The 24,136-nt window shown below is 46.9% G+C and carries 27 protein-coding genes; 8 read left to right on the top strand and 19 right to left on the bottom strand.

Features of this window, described 5'->3' with window-relative positions; translation table 11 throughout:
- The first annotated feature begins 136 nt into the window (after positions 1-136).
- Complete coding sequence (locus tag ACDE64_RS06555) at positions 137-1,099, top strand: alpha/beta hydrolase (RefSeq protein ID WP_411349420.1); 963 nt, start codon at positions 137-139, stop codon at positions 1,097-1,099.
- Between the two features lie 97 nt (positions 1,100-1,196).
- Here the strand turns inward: ACDE64_RS06555 and ACDE64_RS06550 are convergent, their stop codons facing one another.
- The 9 genes from ACDE64_RS06550 to ACDE64_RS06510 all read right to left on the bottom strand — a co-directional run bounded on the left by ACDE64_RS06550 (position 1,197) and on the right by ACDE64_RS06510 (position 6,021).
- Positions 1,197-1,829, bottom strand: a complete 633-nt coding sequence (locus tag ACDE64_RS06550) for a LysE family translocator (RefSeq protein WP_411349418.1) — start codon at positions 1,827-1,829, stop codon at positions 1,197-1,199.
- Positions 1,830-1,925: 96 nt separating this feature from the next.
- Positions 1,926-2,165 (bottom strand): tautomerase family protein, encoded by a 240-nt coding sequence (locus ACDE64_RS06545; protein ID WP_411345678.1) that lies wholly within the window; start codon positions 2,163-2,165, stop codon positions 1,926-1,928.
- Between the two features lie 71 nt (positions 2,166-2,236).
- Positions 2,237-2,689: a GNAT family N-acetyltransferase gene (locus ACDE64_RS06540; RefSeq protein ID WP_411349417.1), complete on the bottom strand. Its 453-nt coding sequence runs from the start codon at positions 2,687-2,689 to the stop codon at positions 2,237-2,239.
- A 45-nt stretch (positions 2,690-2,734) separates the two neighbouring features.
- The gene (locus ACDE64_RS06535) at positions 2,735-3,022 is read right to left on the bottom strand and encodes an antibiotic biosynthesis monooxygenase family protein (RefSeq protein ID WP_411349416.1); all 288 of its coding nucleotides are present in this window, start codon (positions 3,020-3,022) and stop codon (positions 2,735-2,737) included.
- A gap of 247 nt (positions 3,023-3,269) precedes the next feature.
- Entirely contained in the window at positions 3,270-4,007 is a 738-nt protein-coding gene (locus tag ACDE64_RS06530) for a Bax inhibitor-1/YccA family protein (RefSeq protein WP_411345675.1), read from the bottom strand.
- Positions 4,008-4,175: 168 nt separating this feature from the next.
- Complete coding sequence (gene msrA, locus ACDE64_RS06525) at positions 4,176-4,700, bottom strand: peptide-methionine (S)-S-oxide reductase MsrA (protein ID WP_411346719.1); 525 nt, start codon at positions 4,698-4,700, stop codon at positions 4,176-4,178.
- A gap of 199 nt (positions 4,701-4,899) precedes the next feature.
- Positions 4,900-5,025 (bottom strand): hypothetical protein, encoded by a 126-nt coding sequence (locus ACDE64_RS06520; protein ID WP_367055096.1) that lies wholly within the window; start codon positions 5,023-5,025, stop codon positions 4,900-4,902.
- A gap of 205 nt (positions 5,026-5,230) precedes the next feature.
- On the bottom strand, positions 5,231-5,719 hold the full coding sequence (locus ACDE64_RS06515) for a GNAT family N-acetyltransferase (RefSeq protein WP_411349415.1): 489 nt from the start codon (positions 5,717-5,719) through the stop codon (positions 5,231-5,233).
- A 131-nt stretch (positions 5,720-5,850) separates the two neighbouring features.
- Entirely contained in the window at positions 5,851-6,021 is a 171-nt protein-coding gene (locus ACDE64_RS06510; protein WP_411349414.1) for a hypothetical protein, read from the bottom strand.
- 114 nt (positions 6,022-6,135) lie between these two features.
- Here ACDE64_RS06510 and ACDE64_RS06505 point away from each other — a divergent pair, with 114 nt between their 5' ends.
- Positions 6,136-7,428: a cytochrome P450 gene (locus ACDE64_RS06505; RefSeq protein ID WP_411349413.1), complete on the top strand. Its 1,293-nt coding sequence runs from the start codon at positions 6,136-6,138 to the stop codon at positions 7,426-7,428.
- On the opposite strand, the gene ACDE64_RS06500 is transcribed toward ACDE64_RS06505, so the two are convergent.
- Entirely contained in the window at positions 7,410-7,865 is a 456-nt protein-coding gene (locus ACDE64_RS06500; RefSeq protein WP_411349412.1) for a GNAT family N-acetyltransferase, read from the bottom strand. The two genes, ACDE64_RS06505 and ACDE64_RS06500, sit on opposite strands and share 19 nt — an antisense overlap.
- A 151-nt stretch (positions 7,866-8,016) precedes the next feature.
- Between ACDE64_RS06500 and ACDE64_RS06495 the strand changes: the two genes are divergently transcribed.
- The gene (locus tag ACDE64_RS06495) at positions 8,017-8,574 is read left to right on the top strand and encodes a hypothetical protein (protein WP_411349411.1); all 558 of its coding nucleotides are present in this window, start codon (positions 8,017-8,019) and stop codon (positions 8,572-8,574) included.
- 107 nt (positions 8,575-8,681) lie between these two features.
- On the opposite strand, the gene ACDE64_RS06490 is transcribed toward ACDE64_RS06495, so the two are convergent.
- On the bottom strand, positions 8,682-9,776 hold the full coding sequence (locus ACDE64_RS06490; protein ID WP_411349410.1) for a hypothetical protein: 1,095 nt from the start codon (positions 9,774-9,776) through the stop codon (positions 8,682-8,684).
- Positions 9,777-9,980: 204 nt separating this feature from the next.
- On the opposite strand from ACDE64_RS06490, the gene ACDE64_RS06485 reads away from it, so the two are divergent.
- A complete protein-coding gene (locus tag ACDE64_RS06485; protein WP_411349409.1) occupies positions 9,981-10,781 on the top strand; it encodes a TIGR00266 family protein in 801 nt (266 codons plus the stop codon).
- Between the two features lie 227 nt (positions 10,782-11,008).
- On the opposite strand, the gene ACDE64_RS06480 is transcribed toward ACDE64_RS06485, so the two are convergent.
- The 5 genes from ACDE64_RS06480 to ACDE64_RS06460 all read right to left on the bottom strand — a co-directional run bounded on the left by ACDE64_RS06480 (position 11,009) and on the right by ACDE64_RS06460 (position 16,995).
- Complete coding sequence (locus ACDE64_RS06480) at positions 11,009-12,088, bottom strand: hypothetical protein (protein ID WP_411349408.1); 1,080 nt, start codon at positions 12,086-12,088, stop codon at positions 11,009-11,011.
- A 191-nt stretch (positions 12,089-12,279) separates the two neighbouring features.
- The gene (locus ACDE64_RS06475) at positions 12,280-13,368 is read right to left on the bottom strand and encodes a hypothetical protein (protein ID WP_411349406.1); all 1,089 of its coding nucleotides are present in this window, start codon (positions 13,366-13,368) and stop codon (positions 12,280-12,282) included.
- The gene (locus tag ACDE64_RS06470; protein WP_411349405.1) at positions 13,365-15,200 is read right to left on the bottom strand and encodes an HSP90 family protein; all 1,836 of its coding nucleotides are present in this window, start codon (positions 15,198-15,200) and stop codon (positions 13,365-13,367) included. Before ACDE64_RS06470 ends, ACDE64_RS06475 begins: the two co-directional genes overlap by 4 nt.
- Positions 15,201-15,813: 613 nt before the next feature.
- On the bottom strand, positions 15,814-16,293 hold the full coding sequence (locus tag ACDE64_RS06465) for a hypothetical protein (RefSeq protein WP_411345663.1): 480 nt from the start codon (positions 16,291-16,293) through the stop codon (positions 15,814-15,816).
- A gap of 72 nt (positions 16,294-16,365) precedes the next feature.
- The gene (locus ACDE64_RS06460; protein ID WP_411345662.1) at positions 16,366-16,995 is read right to left on the bottom strand and encodes a hypothetical protein; all 630 of its coding nucleotides are present in this window, start codon (positions 16,993-16,995) and stop codon (positions 16,366-16,368) included.
- A 687-nt stretch (positions 16,996-17,682) separates the two neighbouring features.
- On the opposite strand from ACDE64_RS06460, the gene ACDE64_RS06455 reads away from it, so the two are divergent.
- The 3 genes from ACDE64_RS06455 to ACDE64_RS06445 all read left to right on the top strand — a co-directional run bounded on the left by ACDE64_RS06455 (position 17,683) and on the right by ACDE64_RS06445 (position 21,690).
- Complete coding sequence (locus ACDE64_RS06455) at positions 17,683-18,609, top strand: methyl-accepting chemotaxis protein (protein ID WP_411345661.1); 927 nt, start codon at positions 17,683-17,685, stop codon at positions 18,607-18,609.
- Between the two features lie 411 nt (positions 18,610-19,020).
- Positions 19,021-19,935, top strand: a complete 915-nt coding sequence (locus ACDE64_RS06450) for a methyl-accepting chemotaxis protein (protein ID WP_411349404.1) — start codon at positions 19,021-19,023, stop codon at positions 19,933-19,935.
- Positions 19,936-20,196: 261 nt separating this feature from the next.
- Positions 20,197-21,690: a glycoside hydrolase family 32 protein gene (locus ACDE64_RS06445; RefSeq protein WP_411349403.1), complete on the top strand. Its 1,494-nt coding sequence runs from the start codon at positions 20,197-20,199 to the stop codon at positions 21,688-21,690.
- A gap of 226 nt (positions 21,691-21,916) precedes the next feature.
- Here ACDE64_RS06445 and ACDE64_RS06440 read toward each other — a convergent pair whose 3' ends face one another.
- The 3 genes from ACDE64_RS06440 to ACDE64_RS06430 all read right to left on the bottom strand — a co-directional run bounded on the left by ACDE64_RS06440 (position 21,917) and on the right by ACDE64_RS06430 (position 23,673).
- A complete protein-coding gene (locus ACDE64_RS06440) occupies positions 21,917-22,693 on the bottom strand; it encodes an HD domain-containing protein (protein ID WP_411349402.1) in 777 nt (258 codons plus the stop codon).
- 105 nt (positions 22,694-22,798) lie between these two features.
- The gene (locus tag ACDE64_RS06435) at positions 22,799-23,305 is read right to left on the bottom strand and encodes a GNAT family N-acetyltransferase (RefSeq protein WP_411349401.1); all 507 of its coding nucleotides are present in this window, start codon (positions 23,303-23,305) and stop codon (positions 22,799-22,801) included.
- A 215-nt stretch (positions 23,306-23,520) separates the two neighbouring features.
- Positions 23,521-23,673, bottom strand: coding sequence for a hypothetical protein (locus ACDE64_RS06430; protein WP_411350383.1), 153 nt, complete (start codon positions 23,671-23,673; stop codon positions 23,521-23,523).
- Between the two features lie 23 nt (positions 23,674-23,696).
- On the opposite strand from ACDE64_RS06430, the gene ACDE64_RS06425 reads away from it, so the two are divergent.
- On the top strand, positions 23,697-24,059 hold the full coding sequence (locus ACDE64_RS06425) for a transposase (protein WP_411350243.1): 363 nt from the start codon (positions 23,697-23,699) through the stop codon (positions 24,057-24,059).
- The last annotated feature ends 77 nt before the right edge of the window (positions 24,060-24,136 follow it).

The following is a 24,136-nucleotide window of genomic DNA, read 5'->3' as shown; positions in this document are numbered from 1 at the left end:
CAGTCATATCGGTATTTATGTTAAAATTTATCAATTGATATCAGACTTTGTTTAAAATGCTTTATAATTCATTTTAATAAGGCGATATAGTGATTATTGATTTCACATTTATAAATAACGAAAGGAAGAAACGGACATGCAAGAACGGACATTTCGCATAATCGATCCGCAGGGCATTGCGGTGCATGTATATGAATGGCTGCCAGATGGTTGGAGCGCTGGACAGTCACTCAACGGGATTGTACAGCTGTCACATGGCATGTCGGAGACAGCGCGGCGGTATGTGCGGCTGGCGGAAGCGCTGACGGAGCGTGGGTTTGCAGTGTATGCGAACGATCATCGCGGGCATGGGTTAACTGCGCCTTCACTGGATGAGCTAGGTGATCCGGGTGAGGATGGCTTTTATTGGATGGCGCAAAATATGGCACAGCTCTCGCAGCATATTGCTGAGCAGCATGCAGGTGTGCCGTTATTTCTGTTCGGTCACAGCATGGGATCGTTTGTCGTACAAAAGTTAATGTATGAACAGCCGCAACTATACAGCGGCTTTCTGCTGTCCGGCTCCAATGGTCCGCGTGGATTATTGTCTGCCGGGATGCGCATTGCTGCTTGGCAACAACGGTTCAAAGGACCGTTGCATCGCAGTCTACTGCTGCATGCGCTTGTATTCGGTCCTTACAATCGGGGACTCCCCAAACCACTGGTCACGCGGTTTGACTGGCTATCTCGCGACCCGGACGAGGTATCGCTGTATGTGAACGACCCGTATTGCGCCAAACCGGTCAGCGTGCGCTTTTATGTGCATTTCTTTCATCTGCTGATGGAGATTCATCGACCGGAATGTATGAACTGTATTCCACAGGATAAACCGGTATACATTTTTAGCGGAGATCGTGATCCGGTCGGATTATATGGCAAAGGCGTACGGAAACTGTATGAGCAGTATCGCCGTTTGCATATCAACGATGTAGAGCTGAAGTTATATCCGGGTGGGCGGCATGAGACACTAAACGATATTAATCGGGATGAAGTGACCGCCGATCTGATCCACTGGCTGGAGCGTCATGTACCGGCAGTGTCTTTTCCAGAAGCCCAATAAATCAGAACAATCAATTATAAGAGGTGCCTGTTAGATTGCAAACAGGCACCTCTTTGACGTTTCATATCATTGTTGTGATTCACGCTACAGTGCAACTTTACAAACTACGCGAAGTACGCAGCAGATTCAGTCCAAGCACGACAAAGATGCTACCAGTAATTTTGTTCATATAACGCGATACTTTGCTGGATTGTAGACGACCTGCCATTTTGCTGGAAAAGAAGACAAGCAGCAGACACCAACTCAATCCGGTCGCGCTAAATGTCAGACCCAGCAGCAGAAACGGTAGCGGTCCCATGCTCTGACCCGGATCGACGAATTGCGGAATAAACGCCAGATAAAATAGCGCCACCTTCGGATTCAGCACATTGGTCAGCATCCCCTGAAAAAAGACATTACGCAGCGGCAAACGCGGCGCATGCTCCATCTTGGCGGCAGCTTCCTGACGTGTCATGATGGAACGAATGCCCAGCCAGATCAGATAGGCGGCACCGAGCCATTTGACCAGATTGAATGCCAGCGCCGATTGCATCAGAATCAGTGACAATCCCAAACCTGCCAGCAGAGTATGCACCATCGATCCGGCGATAATGCCATAAACAGACATCAACCCTGCCTGACGTCCCTGAAATACGCTGCGACTCAAAATATAGATCGTATCGCTGCCCGGCGTAATATTAAGCAAAATGCTAGACAGCACAAACAACCAGTAGTGTTCCACTCCCCACATAGTATCCATCCCTCCATATTCTGATAGTAAACGCTACTATACGTAGAACCGACTGCATATACATACAGTCGGCTCTTATTGCTGCATCTTATTTATTTACTTATCCTGCGAGTCGTCTTGTTGTTTGGCAGCAATGGAATCAGAAAACAATTCACCGTTTCTGCCGTAGTTGTGCTGTGGAAGGTCTTCAAAAAAGATGAAAATTTTCTCTTTGTCCAGTTCCAATACGTCGGATACGAGATCAGACATCTTCTGTACCAGCTCGCGTTTCTGCTCAACTGATCTGCCTTCCAATACTTTGATCGTAATAAATGGCATTGATACCTTCCTCTCCATGAATCGAAATATTATACATGATTAGCTTGCCAGCATATCGCTGGAATTGTTGGTAGCTTAATTATCGTCCATCAAATGGATTTTTCGTAACAAAGACTGCTTGCATCGTAAACATATTCTCCAAAACGCTCAATAGCAATATATCCATTGCGCTCATAAAAGGCGAGCGCTTCCGGTTGCGCTGCTCCGGTTTCCAGCCGAATTCCGCTATGCCCTTGCTCACCCGCACGCTGTTCCAGCGCTGTCAGTAGCTGTCCAGCAATGCCTTTGCGTCGATGAGACGATTGCACGTAGAAGCGCTTCAGCTCGGTATACTGATCGTCCAGCCTGCGAATGGCACCACAGCCGACCGGGGCTGCATCCAGATACGCAACGACGAATGTCACCTGCTCCATATCAGGATGATCCAGATCCAGCCGATGCACCTGCTCTGCCGGATAACGCTGGAACAGATCGTCGTCCAGCTCGCTGATCAATTGACGCAGATCCGCATCACGGCTAGTAACCTGTTGAATGGTAATCATATGTAGTTCCTCCTCGGCATGAGATGTTACTTATAGTATTGCAGGCTATACGAATTCATAATGATGAACAACCGGGAACGGATCGTAATAGTGGTGGAGCAGCTTTTTCCACTCCTGATATTGTACAGAGCCGCGGAAGCCTTCGGTATGATCTTCCAGCGTTGCCCAGCGTACGAGCAGAATGTACTGATTGTCCACTTCCATACAGCGCTGCAATTCATGGGAGACATAGCCGTTCATACTGGAAATAATCAGTTCTGCTTGTTTGAAGCTTTGTTCAAAGCTGTCGCTCTGACCGGGAATGACGTTGAGAATAGCGACTTCGAGTATCATAGGTATTCCTCCTTTTTTTCATGAAACTAACTATACCGAAAGATGATGCAAGCAACCAGTCTTTTCGTTTCATTTGTATGATACGTTCGGAAAGGTGCCTGATCTTTGTGCAATGACAAAACGCCACCAGTCTGCAAATATACAGAAGGCGACGTTTCTTTTTTTATCTCTTATGGGGTATCTAATTTGTGTGACGCTTCGTTTACGATCTCATAATCGCACACTGAACATATGACGATATAACAGATCAGTTCCGGCTCGCCGCCAGCTTGGACAGCAGGCGCAGAATCTCGATGTACATCCAGATAATCGTTACCATCAGTCCAAACGCACCGTACCATTCCATATACTTTGGACGACCTTCGTTGGCGTATTGCTCAATATTACTAAAGTCGATCAGCAGATTCGCTGTTGCCACAATCACGACAAAGATGCTAATCCCGATACCAACCCAGCCGGTATCATGAATATACGGCACGCTCATACCGAAAAAGCTAAGTACAAAATCGACCAGATACGTCAGTGCAATCGCCAGTGTACTAATGCCAATCGCTGACACTAATCCCGGTGTAACGCGGATTATCCGAGTTGCATATAGAAACAGTGTGACCATTAGCAGACATAACGTGATCAGAATCGCATTCAGTACGATACCCGGATAAAAGTACTCCATCACCGCTGACACTGCACCCAGCATCAAGCCATTCAAGATGACATACAGCGGTGCCGTGACTGGCGAGATTTTTGGAAAGAAGATGGTCGGCAGAGCGATCAGCAGTGAGCCGATAGAGCCAACTTTCAGAAATGTAATCACGTCTTCCCCTTTGTTAAATAAGTACCATGTAAATATTGCTGATGCTACAAGTAAAACAGTAAGTACAAGCGCTTTGCCCGCCGCTCCTGCGAGTGTCATCGATTGATCGTAATGTCGATCCGATGGACGATTGAATCCATTTCCGTATAATACTGGATTGCGTAGAGCCATTACCCCTCATCCTTTTCTCTCTTGTATTGATACCCCATTATAGTTAACGGTATATTTTCCTGAAAATTGAAGATGTACTGTTCCATGCCATACAAACAATAATCCAGGCAGAACAAATTCCGCCTGGATCTTGGGGGACATGCTTGAGATATGAAGTTCATAGAGAGATCAGGATTGCTGCCAATGCTCGGCGATGAACTCGTCACGACCTGACTTTTCGCGATCTTCCTTGTAATGCTTTTTGTTCTTTTTGTGATAATCCTGATGATATTCTTCCGCCGGGTAAAAGACGTCTGCTGGCAAAATTTCAGTCACTACTGGTTTGCCGTCAAAGCGTCCGCTGGCTGCCACTTCGGCTTTGCTCTGCAATGCCTGCTCCTGCTGCTGCTCATTATGGTAGAAGATCGCTGTCCGATACTGCGTACCCCGGTCGTGGAATTGCCCGCCATCATCGGTCGGGTCGATCTGCGGCCAGTACAGCTCCAACAGACGCTCATATGGGAACAACTCAGGATCAAAGGTAATCTCTACCACTTCATAATGTCCAGTATTGCCAGTCTTCACCTGTTCATACGTTGGATTCTTCACATGTCCAGCAGTATAGCCGGAGACGATGCCGTGAATGCCGGGCTGCTCCTCGAACGGAGTTACCATGCACCAGAAACAGCCGCCTGCGAAGGTTGCTTTTTGCAATTGTGCCATAGTCATATATCCTTTCAGCAGTAAAATATAGTGCATTGCCATGGTCATTCTGTACACGCACACTTATCGCACAGAATCATGTAATCCTATTCATTATAACTGGAATGTGAGCATAAACAAAAGCTGCAATGTGAAGCACGAAGCTTCCGCATTGCAGCTCATCGATTGAGTTAGTCGTTGGTTGTAAGGATCATTGCTCTTCTCTAGGGACATAGACGATAAAGCCACTGTCTTCACAGTACACGTCACCAAATTGATAAACGCCGTTACGGTGGACAAACAGCCATTCGAACACTTTTTGAATGGTTTGCAGCATGAGGGTCCCTCCCTTAAATGAATGAATACACCTTACGGTTTAAACAAATTTTAAGGGGCAAGGTACATGGTGTCAATCGCTAAGTTTGTAAAATAATATAGTAATTATTAATAGGATGTAAAGTGTGTATTGAATGTCTCTATACTGTGAATGACTACCTACAAGCGAACTGTATAGTTACCTATTGGAAAAGGGAATACTACGCTTACTGCACTTGCGCTTGAAGTTGCTTTTCATAGATGATGACATCCAGCTGAGCAGGTGTTGTCGTTGATCGCACGTATTGAAAATGATGCTTTTTCCAGAACGCATGCGCAGGCTCATTGTCGACGACGACAGCCAATCGCAGCATACCGATTCCGCGCTGACGAAGCTGCTGTTCAAAAGCTTCTAATGCCTGACCACCAAGACCACTGCGTTGCCGTGACGATTCCATCATAAACAGACCGAGCCAAGAGCAATCATCATATGGATTCAGTGGCAGAAATTCCACAATCCCGACGATGTCTGCATCCAGCAGAATAACGTAACGCTCGGCACCTAGCTCAGAAGCTTCTGCCACCTCCTGCTCCAATTCCGCTTGTTCCAGCTGTTGTTTGCCTTTGGTGATCTGGTTGTAGAATGGATTGGAGTTAATGATGTGCAGCTCGGCTCCCAGACTATACGGTGCACTATATTTGAATGTGATCGCCATGCGTGTTGCTCCCCCCTGCATATGGTGTTCTATCGTTGCGTCTGGCATTTGGCATCCACCGAAGATCGGAGAGATTGTATGATGGAAATAGGTATGTGCATGAGCAAAGACTATGTATATCGCCTGTACTTCTATAAATGATCCTGATTCATCTGCTTCTCTTTATCGACAATGTATAGATCCAGTGCCTTTTTAGCTCGAATCGCTACCTGAATACATAGCACCGCACACCAGATCAAGATTACACTAGGCACTAGAACGATCAACACGGTGATCAATAGATTAAAAATCTGAAAATGCAACGTCAATTCCCTCCTTTTCCATAAATCATATGGAAGCTGTTATACCGACTGGGATTAGAGGTAATGAATTCCAGTATGGCTTTACTAGTATATCATATGAGCGAAGGGGACCTGATGATGACCCATTTAAAAATTCCTAAGGATAAAACGATTGAAGGCAGCATTCCGTTGCTGACAGAAGGGTATGAATTTGCACTACATCGTAGACAGGAGTTGCAAAGTAATATTTTCCAGACACGACTGCTTGGTCAGACGGCAATCTGTCTTGGTGGACGTGAAGGCGCGGAGTTATTTTACAATAATGATCTGTTCCAACGCGGCGGGGCTATCCCCAAGCGGATTCAGAAATCATTGTTTGGCGAAAAAGGGGTACAGACGCTGGATGGTAAGGCACATCTGCATCGCAAGCAGCTATTCATGTCGCTAATGACACCGGAACGACTTGGTGAAATCGCTGGCATCGTTAAACGACAATGGCAAGCGGCGGCACTTCGCTGGGAAAGTACAGTCCAGCTGGAGCTATTCGACGAAGCGCAGCAGGTGATGTGTCGTGCTGCCTGTCAATGGGCAGGTGTGCCATTGCGCGAACAGGATGTGAAGCTTATCTCCGATGAGCTGGGACAGATGGTCGAATCATTCGGTGGACTAGGTAGTCGCTATCAGGAAGGCAAGCAGGCGCGTCGACATACCGAGCAATGGGTTAGCGAATTGATCGGGCTGATTCGCGAAGGTCGTGTAGATGTACCGGAGCAAACCGCTGCGTATGCGATGTCGTGGCACCGGGATACGGAAGATCAGCTACTTGACGTTTCAACCGCAGCCGTCGAGCTAATCAATATTATTCGTCCGATTGTTGCGATTGGGCGATATGTCGTATTCAGCGCACTGGCTTTACACGATTATCCAGAGGCGTGTGAACGTCTGATTACTTCGTTTCAAACAGAAGAGGATCGGACATACAGCCAGTGGTTTGTACAGGAAGTGCGCCGATTGTATCCATTTACGCCGATTCTCGGTGCACAGGTAAAAAGAGATTTTGAATGGAACGGCTATCATTTCCCACAGGGAACGATGGTCATCCTGGATGTGTACGGCACGACTCATGATCCGCAGCTATGGCAAGAGCCGAATCAATTCAATCCCACTCGTTTTGCAGATTGGGATGGCAGTCCATTCGATCTTATCCCACAAGGTGGCGGAGATCACCGCAATGACCATCGCTGTGCTGGGGAATGGCTGACTATTGATGTTATGCGTGTAAGTCTGGAATTTCTGGCAACTCAGTTAACGTATGACGTGCCTGCTCAAGATCTATCGATCGATCTATCGCGGATGCCAGCAATTCCAGCGAGCCGCTTCATTATGAGTCATGCCAGATTGAAGCCACCTTACAGTAACATCATATAATTCCATTGAGTAGTATCCTCGGTACGCTGGAAACCAAGCGATTCGTAAAACGTTCCAGCAGCTACATCCGGCGTATACAACACCAATAGCCGATAATGTTGCCTTGCGTGCTCCATGATAGGCGCCACCAATGCGCCACCAATACCATAGCGGCGAAATTGCGGATGCACATACATGCGGCGTACCCTGCCAACGCCATCCTGCCCGGCATGCGGATCGCGATTCAATCCACAGATGCCGATTAATCGTTGATCGGCGTACGCTCCATACAAGATTTCACCCGGCAGCGAAAACGTATTGCTGCCGGATACATAGTCATCATATAGACGTCGGATGTGGCGATAACCTTCCTGTTCGCTGAATGGAACTAGCTCCAACAATAGGTCATTGGGCAACTCTGTAATCGGTTGAATACTATAGTGCATTTCTAAACTCATACTGATGGACAACCTCCCTTATATGACTGGATATCACTTGGCGAATTGCAGGAAACGCTGAACAGCTATACAGCGCGAATTGCAAACAGGTACAATAAGAATACGAATGACCTCATAGCATCCGGATTTATTTTGAAAGGAGAATCAGATCATGGCTTCATCCAATCAACAGGTTCCTTACGGGTATGAACCGCCGCAGAGTAATGTTCGCGGCACACTCATTTATTACGATGACTTCAACGATATTACGGATGCTGCATTGGAGCAGGCGGCTATCGTGGCGGAGCAAATGCGCTTTGCCAAGCTTGTGCTGTATCCGCTGCACGAGCAGACCGTCCGCCGCATATCCAACGAGCAGGTGGCTCCTTTTTACAAGCGAGAGCAGCGATTGCAGGAATGGAAGCTGGACAGCGGACGCAAGTCGGTTCTTATCGAAGGCTGGGATGGCAAACGCAAAAAATATACGCCGATCGAAGCCGCGATTCGCACATGTATGGATCATTATTCATCGCCATATTTCCTGCTGATGACGCCAGAGATGGCAAATCGGTTTGCATCCTTTGCCACATTTGAAGAATGGATTACCAAAATCAGTCTGGTGCTGACCCGTCAACCGGATCATCTACATCCACGAATGGAAACGTTCCGCAGTCGCTGGCGGGTTGCCGGTGAACAGCGGGACAAGAATCGTAGGCAGTCAGACTCATAAACAAACACGTACCAATCACGAACGACATTCGCACGAATGATACGATAGGAACAACGGCGTTCAGCACGATCTATACGATAGATGAGTGTTGGACGCTTTTGACATGCTTACTTGCGATGCTTCTTACGCAGCCCCGAAGCTAGCAGATCAGCATTCACCTCGTATTGTACAGCCAGCTCCATTCGCTGCCTTAACGTCTCGTATTCATCCATATAAAATGACCCCAGCGCTGGATGCGCAGCCAATAACCCGCTTACTGAATCATCCTTATGCGCACTGCTCCAGCCATACAGCAAGCGATATAGCTCTGTCAGCGAATCGGTATTGCGATTGAGCCAGCGGATTGGCTGATGACGATAGTCTAGCTTGAGATTTAGCATACGGCATAACGCACTTGCCTGATGGCGTACAACGACCTCGTTCTGTTCCTGAGACAATGCCTGCTTCAGATCGTCGATCAATACTGTTAACGATATGCCAACATGCCCTAGTGCGAGATACGTCCATACACATGTGCCTGTACCCGTGCTGTCCGCTTCCCAGATCGGATTCCACAAAATGCGGCGTAGCCTGTCCTGTTGCGATGAACCGTACATGGCGATGCCAAGAATCAAGCCTGCATTGCAGTCTATGGATGCGGTCTGTTCACCCCATTGCTCCAACCCTTCTGCACCGCCAGACATGCCCAGCTTACAGCTAAGTGCTGGTAAAAATTCATGAAACAACGATTGTCCCCAGATATGCTCCAATGCCGCTATCATTCGTACAGCATACGGCTCCGGCAAATCCAGATGCGGTAACGGTAAATGCAGTAGCCCAAGACATGCTGCCTGTTGCTGCTGCCAATCCGCCTGTGGCGCCAGTGCATAATGTACCAATCGATCCAGCGCTTCATCCACACCGAGATAACCGATCACATGCAGCAGTTCCGCAGGCATATCATCCTTCAAGATTCCATCACGGAAAATATGCCGATATAACTCCCTGCCCAACTCGGTATCGCCTAATCGCATCATAGGTTCCAGACAAGCATGCACCTGCACATGTTGCTGCCGCTGCGCCGACCAGAAATGATACATCGCCCGCGCATCATGATCATCGCCGTAATCAATAATCGCACTCATCATCGAAGCCAGCTCAATATCATTCTCACTTTCGCCCGCTGTGATTCGTTGTATCCAGTGCTGAGTCAATTCGAGCATAATATTCCTCCTTGTGTTCTATTTTACAATCCTATTATGACACATCATTCGTATCACGTATGCGTCTTCCGCCACCTGCTCACTTGGTGCCATTATGCTAAAATAGGTATATCATTTGCTCTATAACCTGCAACGCCAGATCGTTATCCTGCGTATAACCGTGCATAACAGCTTTACATTCTAACCATAACGGGAGGCACTACCATGGCAGCACATGAGATTGATTATGAGATTTTGGGCGAGGAAATGCAGTGTGTCGAGATTGAACTTGATCCGGGTGAAAGTGTAATTGCCGAAGCGGGCAGCTTTATGATGATGGATCAGGAGATTCAGATGGAGACGATCTTCGGAGATGGCAGCAACGGTAACGGACAAGGAAACGGATTACTCGGTAAATTGATGGGTGCAGGCAAGCGTGTACTAACTGGCGAAAGTCTATTCATGACCGTGTTCACACATGCTGGTCATGCACCGAAGCAGCGTGTAACGTTTGCTGCTCCTTATCCGGGCAAGATTATCCCGCTCGATCTGGTGCAGTACGGCGGCAAAGTAATCTGTCAAAAGGACGCCTTCCTCTGTGCAGCCAAGGGCGTATCGATTGGCATCGAATTCCAGCGTCGTCTAGGTGCCGGATTCTTCGGCGGTGAAGGCTTTATTATGCAAAAGCTAGAAGGTGACGGTAAAGCCTTTGTGCATTCTGGTGGTCATGTAGTCGAGAAGACGCTGCATGCTGGTGAGGTGCTTCGCCTTGATACTGGCTGTCTGGTCGCGATGACAGCAGGCATTGACTACAATATCGAAATGGTACGTGGTGTAAAATCGGCGCTGTTCGGCGGCGAAGGACTATTCTTCGCTACGCTGCGCGGTCCGGGTAAAGTGTGGGTACAATCGCTTCCATTTAACCGGATGGCAGATCGCATTCTCGCCGCCAGTAAAGGCAGCGGACGCACACGCGAGGAAGGCAGCATTCTCGGCGGACTGGGTAATTTTCTGGACGGCAGGTAATAGTCGTATTACTTGCTCATCATAAGTGATGAACGACTCCGCTTCTAGTAGTCTACAAATATGTGATGCAAGTTTCCCGTTATCAGGTTATGTCTGACAGCGACTATAGGCATTGTAAATATTTAGGTGAAGAAAAGCCATCTGCATCCGTTCAGATTTGTTGTGAAACAAGTCCTGGGCGGATATCAGATGGCTTTTTAGTTATAACTCTACGTTTTATTGTAAATCTAGTTGATAACTGGGTTCATCAAGCTATTGGTATACGTTACATAGTAATCGTTGCCGTTACGACGATCCAAACGGCGTGCTACATCCAGCGCACGTTCACTGTAGTGCTGTGCCAATCGGGCGACATCCGTTGCATGCTCAGGATTTGGATAGGAAGCAGGCAATTTGACATGAAACTGAACATCTTCCTGTTGCAGACGATGGAACAGTCCGGCAGCATAGCTATGGAATAGCATCACATCCAGCGGAGCTTCGTGTACATCCGTCCAAGCGGCATGCTGCTGAAATAGCTCCAATCCTTTGAACGGATCGGTGATGGTCAGATATCCAATATGCTCGCCGATAGAACGCAGGAAATCGGTATTATCCTTGATCAGCTTATAGTCCTTTTTCTGATAACGATCAGCTTCTGCTTTCTTGCCCTGACGGTACAAGGGCAGTAGTAGCTTAGGTAACGTCAGATGCGGAATTTCGGCGCAGTTCATTTCACCTTTGACAATTGGCTCTGCCAGTTTCAATACATTCTCATCGTCGCCCTGACGTACCCAGTACTCTACAAATTCATTTTGGATACAGGCTTCGCAATCGCTCATGGCGTCCCGTTCCATCTGTTGCATCTGCTCCAAATATTGCCCTGCCTGATCCAGCTCACCGCATTGTAGTGCCAGTGTAAACCGATAGTAATAATACATATGATCGCTGTATCCGTATTCCTGATAGCGGCGTCTCATATCCTCAAGCAGCTGATCTACCTGTGCCAATTCGATTTCTGGAAAACAGGTCAGGTTATCCAAAATCCATTTGTACGACCACAGCAGCGTGAATTCATCATATTCTTCTGGGTTCTTGTCAAACTGACCGAGCTGCCATGAAAAAGCAACAAGTGCTGTGCGTGGATGCCCACTAAAGGTCGCCGTTTCCACGATTTCCTCACGAATGCCATATCCTGCATCCACGTCGTTCGCACTATCTGCCAGACGTGCCGCTTCTTCCAGCAATTGCAGCTTGGCACGCCCATTGGGCAATCCGTACGCCTCCATCATCAAATCATCATAGCTGCGCTCTGTATCCATACTCATTATTATTCCTCCAGTCGTGCTCGATATTGTATGAAGTGTAAAGACTATAGTTATATATTACATACTTGGTATATTGCACACGAGATTGATGCGATGATTCTGTGATAACGATCGCATATATACATTTCAATGAATCTGCTTGCCCTGCCGTTTTGCGATATCACTTCTGTATGGAGAGTTTCCTCTATCACTTATCTTTGTACAGGCTGTGGATGGGACAATTGATCAATCAGCTCGCTGTAATAGCGCGTGCCATTGCGCCGATCAAATTGCTCCGCCAGTTCCAGCGCCATCTCCTGCAAATGACGAGATAGAGACTGTACATCCGTACTGTCTTCTGCATACGGATACGATTCCGGTAAACGGATCTGGAATGACACCGTCTCCTGTGCCAGCACTCGAAATAATCCAGCTGCATACGCATGAAAATACATTCGATCCAGCGGGCTGTCACAATCGAGCGACCACTGAGCGTGCTGCTCATACAATGACAACCCTTGAAATGGATCAGCATACGTCAGATAGGCGATGTGCTCACCGATACTGCGCAGGAAGTCACGGTTATCGCGAATCATCGGATAATTTTTGCGCTGGTAACGGATAGCTTCTTTCTGCCGCCCGAGTCGGTACAGCGGTAGCAATACCGTCGCTAACGTAAGATGAGGAATCTCGGTACAGCTCAGCTTGCCTTTTATAATATCGGCAGCCGCTTCTAACGCTTCCTCGTCACGTCCGCTGGCAGCCAGATAGTCCACAATTTCGTTCCGGTCGCAAGCATGGCAATCGCTAATGTCTTCGCGCTCCATCTGCTGTACCTTGTTGTAATATTCGTCCGCCAGCTCAAATTCACCAGTATGGATATAAAAGGTAAACAGATTGGAATAATACGTACGATTGGTATATCCTGCACGCACAAAACGATCCCGCATATCCTCCATCAGCTCCATCAATTGTTGACGGCTAATCTGCGGAAAGTGCAGCGAGTTGGAAACAATCCATTTATAAGACCATAGCAATGAACGCTCCCAATATGCGGACGGATCACGGTCGAATTGTCCCAACTGCCATGAAAAATGCGTAATTGCTTTGAGTGCATAGCCGTTGAACACTGCCGTCTCGACTAGCTCCGTGCGTATCATGTATGCGCCCCGAATATCACCGAGACGATCGGCAATACGAACCGACTGCTCCAACAGCTCAATTTTGGCACGTCCGTCCGGCAATGCACAGGCTTGCTCGTATAATTCGCCACATTCGGCATCTGCAAAATAATCACTCATTGCAGTTCACCGCCTTGCGCCCCTCCTGCCGATAACCCCAGCTCCAGAAATCGCAAAATGCCCTGATTCAATACCGCCAACTCCTGCCGATTCATCGGATAATGTCCCATCATTAACGCATTCACATACAGCATCTCCACCGCTACCACCATCATCGACTGATTGCCGGGCATGAAGATTTTGTTGACGACCGGATTGTCCAGATTCAAGTACAGCGTCGAATACGCCGACTGCTCCATCGAAGAACCAAGACTACCTAGAATCGAAGATAGCGCGTCCGTGCTCACTTCTTTTGCCGCTTCCAGTGAACGTAGCTCAGACGATTCCTTGGACAGCGTGAACAACGCTGGTAATTCAGACGGTTTGAAACGTTTCAATTGAATCTGACAACGGAACCGTTGCAGCGCCGTATCGGCTGTACGGGTCAATTCATAATATTGTCTGCGTTCATCTGGCGTCAGATCGGTAAATGATAGCGATACATCCTCTGGTAACAATCGTCCGGTATTTACCTGCTCATTCACTAGTGGCAGTGCCGCCATTAACTCGGCATCGTAAATATAACCACCGTTCACAACTAGCAGTGCTTGCGCAGCAGCGACGTGAGTAATCTGCCGATATTCATCCAGCGTCAGAGTGAAATACAGCTGATCATGCTCCTTGAGCATCTCGCCCAGTGTGCGTCGTCCGTATGTCGTTTCAAATGGCAGCCAGCGGTGAATAATCCGGTAAAATTGCTCGTCCTCTGTCGCCAGTGCTTTCATCGATAATACATGCAGTTGAATAATATGCTGCAACCGATCTGGATCGTAATCCGCCATACGCATCAATTCACTGCGGATGGAATCGCCTAGCTCGCCGCGTACCTTTTCCAGCTTCTCGTCTTCATAAAAATGTTCACGCGACGCCGTTGGCTGAAGCTCGTCTGTCCAGATCAGACATTTGACGAAGAACGCCCAGTCTGGCAAAATATTTTCCGCTTTGTCCGAGACCAGCATCGATTTCAAATACACCTGATGCGAGCGCTTGGCATTCAGATTGACCGCATGTGGCAATACAAACGCGATACCACCAGTACGTCCTGACGATGTACGCAGCGGGATAAAGTCCTTGAACCGCTCACCCATCAGACGCTCGCCAAATGCCAGCACCTCCTCACGATGACTGCGCGCCAGCTCTGGCTCATGCAGCCATGTTGGACGGTTATCGTTGATGATGCTTGATTGTGTTCCGTCTTGAAGCGTGATCGGGTACGGTAACAGCGCGCCATAGTAGTACAAGCCTTCCGCCAAATATTGTGGTTCAAAATACATTTCGCTTCCGGGTTTACAGCGCAGATAGACTTTCGTTCCCGGCGACAGCTCGCTATCCAGCTTGCGGATGCTGTAGGTGCCGTCCGGTTGACCGCGCCATTCCAATGTCGGTCCGCCTTTTGCCGAGCGAGTGACCATGACGATCTCATTGCTGACCATAAAACAGGAGAGCAATCCGATACCAAAGCGTCCGATAAAGGACGTTTCGCCAGTAAACGCTGCTTCGCCGCGCTTGGACGATTGACCGATCTGTGCCAGAAACTCGTGAATATCCTCTTCGGTGAGACCGATGCCGTTATCTTCAATGATCAACGTACGATCGATGGATTCGCCAGCCAGTTCGATATGAATCTGCCCTTGATGCTCTGGTTCCAGTTGATTGCGGGCAGTGACGGCGTCGACCGCATTTTGCATAACTTCGCGCAGGAAGACGCGCGGGTTGCTGTACAGGTGATTGGACAAAATGTTAATCATGCCGCTCAGGTTGACCTGAAAACGGTATGTATCTTTGTTGGTCATGGGGTGTCATCCTTTCAAATGGTGCGATGTGGGTGGGAAAAGGGCTGAAATTGCTTGGGCAACATTCACTCCGGGAAAGAATAAGGGAATGGGACTCCGGTGGAGCCGCGGGAATCTTTTGGATTAGGAAGGAATGAAGATTCCCGCCCCTCCAAAGCAGTAAGATATTTTGCTTTCGCAAAAATCACTTTTGATTGAACCCCGTGTTTGAAAATCACAAACACTAGAAGTCGTCCCATTTCCCTTATTTCTTTCCCTTCGTTCCGTGCACCTTGCATCAGTCCCTTTTCACCCGCACGCGGGTGGGTAGTAGTTAGATAGACATGATGTTTTAGTTGTTAAGGTTGATGATTATTTGTTAATTGGCTTTGGGCTTTGTTGGTTTTGATTTGATCTATTGGCTTGTTTTGATTTTTTAGATTATTGGTTGCAATGTTTTTGCGATGTTGAGTTTAGTTTTGATTTGTGAAATGGCTTGTTATGGTTTTGGTGTTTGATTGAATATGGGTGAATATAGTTGATGATTGTTTGTTGATTGCTTTAGGCTTTGTTGGTTTTGCATTTTATTATTGTAAGATCGAATGAATACAGTATCGTTCATATATAATCGCTTTTATTCTGGGTTGTTTTGGTTGTTGGCGACTTGTTGTAGGGTGTTGTGTAGACGCAGTTTGGCTTCGACTTGGTCGTAGTCTAGGAATGCGTCGTATTCGTGATAGTATTTTAGGGCGATTATGATCATGGGCAGGGTGACGGGTTGTTGGGCTTGGTGCAGGACGTCGACGACGTCTTCGAAGGTTGCCAGCTCGAACCAGGTTTGCAGATGTTCATCCAGCAAGTCGTTGGGGATGATATCGCCATTTGGAAGTTCGGTAGCTTGGTTAACATCCTGCTGATCGTAGAGCCAGTCTTCGTTAAAATAATATACTGGCGTATGGAGTGGATCTTGGTTCCATTGATCGACGTTGGTGTGTAGCCATTGGTTATGCAATTGTCCACGAATGGCGACCAGTTCTTGTAATGTGTTGAATTGAAGGCGGTCGGCATTACGGCGACGGTTGTAGTCGTTTAGCCGGTCTTCGTAGCGGCTCATGGGATTCACTCCTTTGGCGACGGTTATCCGGTTATCGTATTTGAAGATTGCATCAGACCTTTATTGGACGGATTATGCGTTTTGCATGCGCGTTAATAGACGAATTAAACCTTCGCGGTTTTTGGCTTCTTTCATATAACGCGGTAGCCGATACGATGCGGTACGCGGGTAGCCGTACGGTGGGCGTTCGCGCAGATCCGCGGCGATGTAATCTAGTAGGTAATTCAGATGGTCGCGGTTCAATGCCCATACTGGATTGCCGCGATAGGAATCTTTGAAATACAGTTCTAGTCCGAACATCGGATCACGTCCATCGACAATACGCGGCATACGCCAGACGCCGCTGGCACGCTTGTTCACTTGTAGCACGTTATCGCTCTGGCAATAAGGGCATGGGAAATGAACGTACTTTTGCGTAAATTGGCGTTGATCGGTCAGTTCCTCGTTAAACCAGCGCTCACAACAGTTGCAGTTAGCGGCAACACGATACGTATAACTGGAAGCAGGTTCTGCTGCATACAGACAATGCTGGCATTGCAGGCGGGTGATGCATTGTTCTTCGTCCTCAAGAATCTCTGTATCTTCGCGAATCTCTGCTGGACCGTTACATTTGGGACAGCGTACAAGAATACTGCCTCCATGCACAAGTATATTGTAAACGGTGTATGGCTCAAACAAAGGATCGACAAAACGCTTCATCATCTATTCCTCCTTTGCGGTACAAATGTAGGTCAGGTTGTGTCCATGCTCATGTAATCAATCCTATGTAACCCTTACTGCAAACAACACTCAACACTTAAGATTATAGCTTCTTTACGTTTCAATAGTTCTTTTTTACGATTTACGTATGCTGCAATTATTTTATAATACGTATACAACCGATGCCCAAGAATAAACGGGAACATCGCTTTGACATAGACAGACAATACAGGTCAGGGCAATAATAGTCATGGCATACAGGACGTCGGTCACTGAACCTTACTTTTTAGTATATCGTTCCTGTGTACAAAGAACAACAATCGCCCTCCATACAGAAAGGAGTATTCCTACACAATTAACATTCTTTTTAAAAGCTGATATTTTTTACATGTTTACTTGGTAGGTCGGTCGGTTTATATGTACTTATCCCCTTGCCCTGTCGTTATCAAAAGTATCAATGATGCTTAGAAGTCTGCCGCTGTCTGCCTGTCTTTTTATATGTCGTTTGTAGTTTGTCAACCCATGGATACAGCAGTCCGGTTTGAAAGCCAGCATACACCTTTTGCGTTTGTACATATTAGATTGGTATGGCTTATCGTGTACGTGCAGTACTATGAATTGCGGTCGGAAGAAGAGTACAACGTGGTTGAGAATACCGCGCCAGTTTGAGAATTGAAGGAGCCACCTATTATGTTAAACAATGTTGATACGCAGAATACAAGTCGGGATGTTCGAGAGAATTTGATTATAAAAGCATTGCAGGATCATCTAGCGATTATTAGCTTCGATCTCAATCGTCAGGTCGCCTATGTAAATGATAATTTTGCACAAGCTATGGGATATCGAAAAGAAGAGATGCTCGGAATGTATCACAAACAATTCTGCTTCCCAGAATTCGTCAACAGCCCGGATTATGAGCAAATGTGGAATGGTCTGATGTCCGGTCGCAGCTTTCAGGACAAGTTCAAGCGCATGGACGCTCATGGCAATGTGATCTGGCTGGAAGCGACGTATATGCCTGTCTATAACGAAGATCGTAGCCAGATTATTAGCATTAACAAAATCGCCACAGATATTACAGCAAGACAACGCAATATCTCGGAGCTGATGCAAGAGATGAAGCAGATGGCTAACGATCTGAGTGAACGCGCCGAAGTCGGCACCAAGCGTAATCAGGAACTGCTCGTCAGTATCGAGTCGATCGCAGACGTTGCCGCCGAGAACAATCAGAATCTGAAAACACTACAGGAGCAAGCCAAATCGATTCAGGGGATTGTCCAAACGATTCGCGATATTGCATCGCAGACGCATCTACTCTCTCTGAATGCAGCAATTGAAGCTGCTCATGCTGGTGAATTCGGTCGCGGCTTTGATGTCGTGGCTAAAGAAGTACGTAAACTGTCGGGTATGGTGCAATCTTCGATTATCGAAATCAAGCAAAATATTGACTCCATCACCACCGAAATTCAGGTCATTTCCAAAGGTACTGACGATGTACAACGCAATGTGGAACATGGACAACAGCAGGTGCAAAGCGCCCTCAGTGAATTCAGTGAACTTGCTTCTTCCGCCCGTCAACTGGATGTACAGGCAAGCAGCATTACTCGCATCATCTAACTCTTCACTATCCACATTTTTACGTCACCATATTTTACTTATTGTTCTGGCGAAAGCATCCGATATATATAAGGAGCGCTTTTGCCAGTTTTTGCTTCCCTCTCTTCTCCTACCTATACCTGTACTCTTTAAAATAATAGGCAAATGCAGACAATTCAAGCGCTAATTAGGTTGCTTGCTATTAATATCCTAGCAATTGATTCAATTTCAATATAATTTCGCCATTTTTTATTGAATATGATTCAAATTGCCTAATCAAATAATTGACTGCATACGATATATTAGTATACACAATATTAATTCAGCGAGTTACCGGCCTTATATGAAATTTTGTGAATGAACTTCAACTGGAATTGCGAGCGCACAGAGAAAGCATACACAGACGGAAACCGAATGATGGAGGCAATCAACATGTCAATTAATCCTCAACAATATCAGGTGAGCGACGAACTTGTCGTCAAAGCACTGGAAAACAATCTTGCTATTATTCGCTTTGATGAAAATCGTCGTGTGGCTTATGTCAACGACAAATTCGCCGCTGCCATGGGATATACCCCACAACAAATGTACGGGATGAACCATAAAGAGTTCTGTTTTCCCGAATTGACAAGCAGTCCAGAATACGAAGCGATGTGGCGCGGTCTATTTGCTGGTCGCAGCTTCCAGGACAAGATCAAACGTAAAGATGCCAATGGCAGAGCACTCTGGCTCGAAGCCACCTATATGCCGGTCTATAGTGAAGACGGACGCAAAGTCATCAGCGTCAGCAAAATCGCTACCGATATTACCGATCGCCAAAACAATATCACGACTCTGGTGAGCGATATGCAACAGATGGCAGATGATCTGACTGAACGTGCCGAAAGCGGTATCAAACGCAATAACGATCTATTGCATAGCATTGATAAAATCGCTTCCGTTGCTTTTGAGAATACGTCCACATTGAGTAACTTGCAGCAGCAGGCGCGTTCGATTCAGAACGTAGTGCAGACGATTCGCGATATCGCTTCCCAAACCCATCTGCTTGCACTCAATGCAGCGATTGAAGCTGCCCATGCGGGTGAATTCGGTCGTGGCTTTGACGTTGTTGCCAAAGAAGTGCGCAAGCTATCTGGTATGGTCGAAGCATCGATCATTGAAGTCAAAGATAGCGTCGATTCGATTACTCGTGAAATTAACAAAATCGCTAGCGGCACCAACAATGTGCAGCAGGATGTGCAGCAAAGTCAGGATCAGATCGGTGTTGCCATTTCTGAGTTCAATATGCTTGCTTCCTCTGCCCAGCAATTGGATTGTCAGGCACGCAAAGTGTCCAGCATCGTCTAAGTTACACCCTGTCTTCCCTTCGATCTTCTGTTTTATGTATGCGCAGCTTTATCCATATAGTATCACTGGACCGTTTTGTTTGATCGAAACGGTTCTTTTTTCATTTTACATATGGTTGTTATGGGAAAATTGGAATACAATAACAGTAATAGGGAGTGAATCACTACCCTGTTCACGTTAGAGCTGGAATCAGATTAGTGTGATTATTGTAAGCGTTATCATTAATAAGCATGTATTCTTTTGCTGAAAGGTGGTTATAAGATGGAAACTTCCGATTTGCAAGTGTACAAGCCCCGACTTCATTTTGCCCCTACCCATCATCGCGTACATGATATTAGTGGACTGGTTGATATGGGAGGAGAATACCATTTATTTTACAGGTATGAACAGGATCATGCCATACAACAAAATATACGCTGGGGACACGCTGTCAGTACCGATCTTATCCAATGGCAAGAACTGGATATGCAGATGCAATGGGATGAACGTGGATGGGCACAATCAGGTTGCGTTGTCGTTGATACAAGTAATACATCCGGTCTGTTCCCAGATGGTCCTGGCATGGTGGCTATCTATACATCTCAGCAACCTACCACTAGTCAGCAACCGATTACCGATACACCGGATGCCGCTGACCAGACGATACCGTCATGGAACATAGGTATTGCTTACAGTCATGATGGGGGGAGAACGTGGCTACCTTATGCTGGGAATCCGGTACTGACCGATCGGGAAAATGGTACTGTGTGTCAAGACCCGCGTGTATTCTGGTATCGTCCAAAGGGCTGCTGGATTATGGTACTGGCAACCGGGCAAGATGTATGCTTTTACAGTTCATCTAATTTGCTGAATTGGCAGCGAACGAGCCGATTTGGTAGTAAGCATGGATCGCATGAAGGACAATGGCGGTATCCTGATCTGTTTCGGCTGAATATCGAAGGCACGGAATCATGTAAATGGGTATTGCTGATCAGCATGGCGGACGAACCTGCGCTTGGAAATGGCTCGCGGACACAGTATTTTGTCGGTTCTTTTGACGGACGCCAGTTCATGCCAGATGATAACCGAATTCAGTGGCTGGATTACGGACGCGACCATTATGGTAGCATCAGCCTGACTGATCATACTCAGCGCGATCCAAAGCGAATTCAGATTGGATGGATGAACAACTGGCGGTATGCAGATGAACTGCCCGTAGCGAGCTGGAATGGCGCCATGACCCTGCCACGCACGTTGACCCTGCGACCATGCAAAAATCGGATGCTCATTTGCCAGCGTCCGGTTGCAGAACTGGAACGTCATTTTCATGAGAAATACAAGCTGAATGGATGTACGATCACTGAGCAACAACCGTATGAACTCACACAGCCGCTGAACATCGCTGATATTCAACTCCGTATGCAGCACGATGGATTGCAGGAAATGGGTGTCATTATTCATCATACGGCGGAACAGTATACGGTGATTAGCTACAATGCAGCGAATGAGCTATTCAGTGTAAAGCGGGATCATAGCAGTTCATCCGATCTGGAGCCACATCCACTGTTCCAGCGCGGTCAACAGGTTCATATCCCGCCAAGCAGTCATCTCAGTCTGCGTATTGTGCTGGATCGCTGCTCGATTGAAGCGTTTGCCGGGGATGGGATGTATGCTATTACGAGTCTGATCTTTCCAGATCGTACGTGCGAGAAGATTACGATGTATACGGTGGGCGGCGATGTGAGACTGTATGATAGTTGGATTCTGGTAGGTTGATTGTGGAATAGGCTGATTATGCTAATTGAAATAGTTGGGAGCAGATGTATAGTCTATGTGGATTTATTATGTTGGTATTGATATGTGCACTGTTATAACTGTTTGGGATATAACTATAACAAAGAGCACCTTTGTCATCTACAGCGGACAAGGTGCTTTTTGCTATATCTATATTCCCGGCTTCGGCTTGAAAATGGTAGGTCACTTTGCGAACATTGACAATGTTTTATTGCCCATTCCATTCTTGGTAAAAGCGCTCTACATACTCCACCATATATTCATGTCGCTCCTGCGCAATCTGGCGCGCCGTAGATGTATTGATGCGGTCTTTGAGCTTGAACAACTTTTCATGAAAATGGTTAATCGCCGTGCTGCGTCCGTTGCGATATTCCTCGGCACTCATCTCATGACGCACCGGCAAATCTGGATCATAGATCATATCGCCGACATGACCGGCATACACAAATGTGCGCGCAATCGCCATAGCCCCTAGCGCGTCCAGACGATCTGCATCCTGCACTATTTTGCCTTCGATTGTCGGTAGTGGCGGATTGTTGCCACCGTTGTAGGACATATTGGCAATGATGTAGACGATATGCTGCTGCGCTTTGTCTTCCACCTGCTGACCGCTCAGCCAATTGGTCACTCGCTGCATCCCGGCTTCTTTGGAAGGGTTGAGCTTCTCGTCGGCAATATCGTGCAGCAGCGCCGCCATCGTACAAATGTAATCATCCGCGCCTTCTACTAGCGCCAAGCGCCTTGCCATCTGGACGACCCGGTGAATATGCCACCAGTCATGACCGCTCGTCTCGCCGCCCAGTTCCTGTTTTACAAAAACATACGTTGCCGCCAAAATCCGTTGCTGCTCGTCAGGCAATTGGCGATGATCTTCCGCCATAGGTGCCGATGAACGAGCAACATCATCAACATGCGGCGCATATTGTTGCGATGGACTCTTCGATTGTGAAGATACATCGGTAGACGTACAGTTACTATCGTTCAATGCTATCGTTCCCTTCGCTTCCATGCCAAGATGGTTGGATCATTCATGGTCAAAACATTTACAGCACATATAGTGATACATCTTTTCATCATAGTAGTCCGTTACTTACACTAACGGACTTGTTGAATATAGCAAGACTTGCCGAGAACGGAAAATAACTTCGCGTTCCAACTCCATGCCATTTTTACGAGCGACGGCGGCAGATGAAGTGTTGAGCGGATGAATTAGCGAGATCAGTCGCTGCTTGTTCAGCTCAGTTTGCGCATATTGTCTCCAGCCAATTGCCGCTTCGGTTGCCAATCCCTGCCCCCAGTAGGCGCGTGAGATCCAGTAGCCGATTTCTGTTTCTGGTACACCTTCTACTAATTGCTGAATCAATCCGGCATGCCCGATTGGACGCGCTTCCTGCTTGTGCATCGCGATCATCAATGCATAACCGTGCTGATGCAGATGTGCGATAAAACGATGCAGCCGTTCCTCCGTCTCTTCTTCTGTCCAGACCGAACCGTTGCCAATATACTTCATTACCTGCTGATCTGAACTCATCGACAACAAGAAATCCAGATCATCTTCTGTATAGGGTCGAAAATACAATCGTTCCGTTTCTAGCATACGAACGCCTCCTGCAACATCAGAATGTCCAAGGATATTGTTAGCTTACCATATTTTCAAAAGGTGGGTTATACAACATACACTACAAAAAGGAATATGGGAACGGACTCCGGTGGAGCTGCGAGAATTTCCTGATAAGAGTTCATTCGTAAATTCTCACAGCTCCAAATTCGTCCTTTTCTCTTAGTTCCTTTTCTCCGTTCCACACATGTACATCACGTTCTTTTCTCAGCAGCAACTAGATACAGAATGCCAACAATTGCCGCAACGATGCTGATATATAGTGGTGCTGATCCAACAACATTCAAAGCATCTTCAAAATGTCCGGGCCATACGTCCAGTTTCTGGGCGACTGCAAATCGATTCATTCGGTTTCGTCCAAAGTTACGTCTTGTCGGCCGCTTCGGTTCACGATGTACAGATAGTAAAAGAGTTGCTTCGCCAGACGCCTTTTGCCCTCGTTCTTGGAGACAAAGGGGGCCTCAGTCACTCTTTACATGTTCGTTTGGAACAAAACGTTGGTACCCTCCTTTTTATGCCCACTCGTTTGGACAGCAAAAAAGAACGGTGGACGACAGTCTTTACAAGCTGGATGCGACGCAAACTCAAACAAATTGAAACGGTATTTTCCATCTTAGTGTCTCGTTTTGCTCTTTCTTCGATCCCTTCAAAGAATCCATCCGGATTCGAAACGAATGTAGATGGACTTTTACTAGCCTATACGCTTTGGAAAATAGGAGTAATTCAAGATTAATTTTAACTAGCGCCACGGGTTTTCCAAAATATAATTATAATACTCTTCTAAAACAAACTATTCTTCCATAAAAGTAT

It is taken from the genome of Paenibacillus sp. WLX2291 (genome assembly GCF_046603665.1).
Taxonomy (GTDB): Bacteria; Bacillota; Bacilli; order Paenibacillales; family Paenibacillaceae; genus Saccharibacillus.
This window is presented reverse-complemented; position numbering and strand designations above follow the sequence as displayed.